Annotated in this window: 2 protein-coding genes and 1 tRNA gene; 1 reads left to right on the top strand and 2 read right to left on the bottom strand. The window is 57.0% G+C overall.

All coding sequences use genetic code 11. The features are described from left to right. Positions 1 to 434 precede the first annotated feature (434 nt). Together ACVOLS_RS21460 and ACVOLS_RS21455 are read right to left on the bottom strand one after the other, a co-directional pair. Entirely contained in the window at positions 435 to 1,319 is an 885-nt protein-coding gene (locus tag ACVOLS_RS21460) for a hypothetical protein (RefSeq protein ID WP_481547306.1), read from the bottom strand. Between the two features lie 576 nt (positions 1,320 to 1,895). Beyond that, a tRNA-Met gene (locus ACVOLS_RS21455) sits at positions 1,896 to 1,969 on the bottom strand. Positions 1,970 to 2,507: 538 nt separating this feature from the next. On the opposite strand from ACVOLS_RS21455, the gene ACVOLS_RS21450 reads away from it, so the two are divergent. Then, positions 2,508 to 3,149: a hypothetical protein gene (locus ACVOLS_RS21450; RefSeq protein ID WP_481547305.1), complete on the top strand. Its 642-nt coding sequence runs from the start codon at positions 2,508 to 2,510 to the stop codon at positions 3,147 to 3,149. Positions 3,150 to 3,580 lie beyond the last annotated feature (431 nt).

Genomic DNA, 3,580 nt, shown 5'->3' with positions numbered 1-3,580 from the left:
CCCTAAAGCAAAAACCCCCCCCAAACCCCCCCCCCCCCCCCCCCCCCCCCGCCGCCCCCCCCCCCCCCCCCCCCCCCCCCCCGCTCGGGGCGCGCTGTGTACCGGGTACAGGTTGAACACATACGGTCCCTGCCAGGCAAAGGACCTTGCCATCTTCCTTGCTGCCGTCGTGCCAAGTCACCTTCACAATCGAATTCGGCGGCAGGGACAATACCCCATGAAGTGATCGAAACTCTCCCGCTAATGCGGTCAAACCCGCGATACGGTCGCCACTCGCGCTATAGATTGCATCTTCCTTAGCCGCGGGCACCATGTTGTACGGAAAAAATCGGGAATCGATACTTACAGTGGCAGCAATTGCAACCCCCGCAAACAAAATGGCCGCCCAAAAAAATAGTGACTTCGCCTACGATTTTTCATTCAAATCCCTTTGACTATTTAGACGAACCGTTGACATTATTTACGATAAACTCTATCGCCTGATCAAGCTTTACCTGTTCACCGCGAGGAACAAACTCCCCCCTAATAAAATCTTCATAGGAGGAATAACTGCACTTCCCTGTGTTAAGGCATAGAGAATCCATAATCAACGAAGACGGGCCGCAGTTCAGGCCCATACGGCAAGCTACAACTCCCCACGCATACGTCCCAACACCAGGACCTGAAACTGCCTGATACGCCCCTAGCGCACCACTATCCTCGACTCGCGCCATAAGCTCGCCGGTCTCAAACAGTGCTTTCGCGTCTTTACCGGCAATGGCTAAATCAGCCACTTTTTTTACGTTATCAGGCTTAGGCGTCTCGAAAGAGCGTGTCATCAAACGAGCATTCGCAGTCAAACTTCCGCTCTGAGCAGCTCTCATCAACCATTCTTGATAGTCCAGACCTGAAAATGAACCAGCATTAGAAACCGCCCTGCATCGTTCCGAAACTCTTCTCGCCAGATTCTCAACAGCTGCTCGCTGGCTCTCACTTGCGGTTGCCAGAGACTCTATCCCCTCCACGTACTTTTCGGGTGATGCAGCGTAGCCAGCACACCTCTCGTAGATTTCTGACAACCCCAACTGAGCAACAGTATCGCCCTGCTCAGCAGCTCCTTTAAGGCGATGAAACTCCATCAAGAAGTCTTCGCCGCCACGTTCGCCCCCCTGCCGACCTTCCTGCCCCGGACTCCTATCATTCGCAACAGCAGCTGCGCTTCTAGCGGCGCTCTCAGTAGTAGCGCTATTCAAGCCCGCATCTTTTCCAGGCCACTGCCACCAAATTCCAACTGCAAGCGCGACACCTAAAACACAAACCCCAATAAGTCCTTTTTTCATAGTCACCCCTTCCTAGTTGACATACCGCCACACTAAAGCGCGCACTACCACTGACACAGCAAAACATTTTTTATCAAATGTCAGCTTGTTCGTCTGGAACAACCTAGACGTGGAACAAGGCAAAGAACGCAAGGAAAGCTGGCACGAAGCGAAAACATCACGAGTTTTTCGACTATAACGCGAAAATCCGGTCAGATGCGCCGGGCGTGCGTCGATAATGGCGCACTTCCGCCCAAGAAGTAATGCCTAAGTAGACAGCTCTGGCGCGCCTGCCCGCCAGAGACCTGAGGCAGCCCGGGCGCAATGCGTCATCTATGACCTAGCCTTCGTCGAGGTGCGCCCATGGGCGAGCCTCCTGCATCACTTCTACATCTGGGTCTACCTGTTCACGCACCAAAATGCCGTAATCATCAGCACGAATGCCATGTCACTGCCTCTTGTGGTGCCGGCACACCTTTCAGCCCGACCGAGCCCCCAAGGCTCGTGCTTCGACGGGAACCAGCAGCGTGCCTCACGGCAGGCCTGCAAGCTTTCGCCTGCAGCTGGTGCTGTTGGATGTGATAACCGGCGTAGTAGTAGCGGGGGCGCAATTCGAACGCGCGACCTGCGGCTTATGAGACCGCCGAGCTGCCGGGCTGCTCTACCCCGCAAACGTTCGAGGCCGCGGGCCAACCGCGGACTCCAATCCCGGTCAACCAGCGGCCTCAATGTGTTACGGCGCCCTGCTCACACCTGCGCCCACGTTGCGGAATATGAGGGCTCAATCGGTCCCATTGCAACTGCGGTTCCTCATGAGGAGATTTTCTTCCTCATGCGGAACAACTGCAGATACAAAGTAACAAAACGCTCTTGCCGCCAATGCGCTGCTCAGATCGGCTTGATCAGCTCTTCTACACACATGAGCAACCGAGGGTCAGCGTTTACTCGGTCATGATTCGCCTTGACCCGAGCGTCGGCGGCCGGCCCGCTGAGGCCCGCTTTGACAAGACGATAAAACGCTTGCTCCATCGCCTCGACTGTTGGCGCATTTACTTCCTGTACTTCCCTCATCGGATCCACCGTTACGCTCCTTCTGTGTTGGCGTACCCCAATGATGGCGACTTCCGTTCACAATCTCAAAGTCTGCGACCCCCTAACAAACCTTAACAACCACGGCTACCATCCCCCCGAACAACAAGGGGAACAAGGATGAAGTGGATCGTTCAAGCAGCACCACAGGATGTCAGTGGCTTCAACTGGGACATGGTGTCAGCAATCGGCACCAGCGCTGCGGCACTGATAGCCGTGGGAATCTGGTGGCACGGCAAGTGCGAAGATAAGAAAGAGCGCGCCGCCGCCGCTCGGCTACTGGCCTCCCTTCTCATTCCAAGCATAGAAGAACTATATCTACACTTGGAAAGTCAGATGTACGAGTTCCATGGCAACAGCGAGAACCCCTCCACTACAGAAGCCGAGGCGGCCGTGCAAAAGCGCTGTGCTGAACTTGAAAAGGATTGGTGCGCAGCGAGTCAGTACTTCAGCCAGCAAGAGACGGCCCTAGCCCCAGCCAGGTTTGAACAACTGGTCGAGAAGGTCGGCGTGATGAATCAATCCCAGACGGACGTCCTTACCGACATGCTAAGGCGTGCAGTAGCCCTTCAGAAATCCGCGATGGATCTGACGAGAATCCCTACCAACGAGGCAGAGAGGTTGGATCTGCAACAGCTCCTGCACTCTTTCTACGACTTGCTCGGAACCGCGCTTGCATCGACGTCAGTCGCCCTGAATATGGTTTATGTCCTCAGTGGTTTGAAAAAAGACACCCATGAAACTCCCGCCGCCCGTCATTGAGGGCGGCCTGCAGCACAGAAGTGGCGCAGCGATAGGCCTCGCAGTAGCTTGATCTGCGCATTTTCGCAGCCTTCGCCAGCACCGCCCACGGCAGCCGGTGCTCAGGCCACACCAGCTCGTGGGTGGCGTCGTAGATGACCAGGCGTAAGCGCCAATGGTCGGCTGCCGTAGATAGATCCAACGGGCGCGGCCGCGCTTCAGCCACCACTGGCGCTACGCGGCTGTACGCCAGCACCGATACTGATGGACATCGAGGGTTACGAATGGTGGGTCCAAAACGGGGCAGCGGTGTCCGCCCAATTTCACCGAGCAGCATCCAGGTAGATTTCAACTACCGCGGCGCCAGGTGCCGGGAGCGGATCAAGGGGGGGGGGGGGGGGGGGGGGGGGGGCGGCGCGGGGGGGGGGGGGCCGGGGGCGGGCGGGGGAGGG

It is taken from the genome of Stenotrophomonas sp. STEN038 (assembly GCF_056759895.1).
This window is presented reverse-complemented; position numbering and strand designations above follow the sequence as displayed.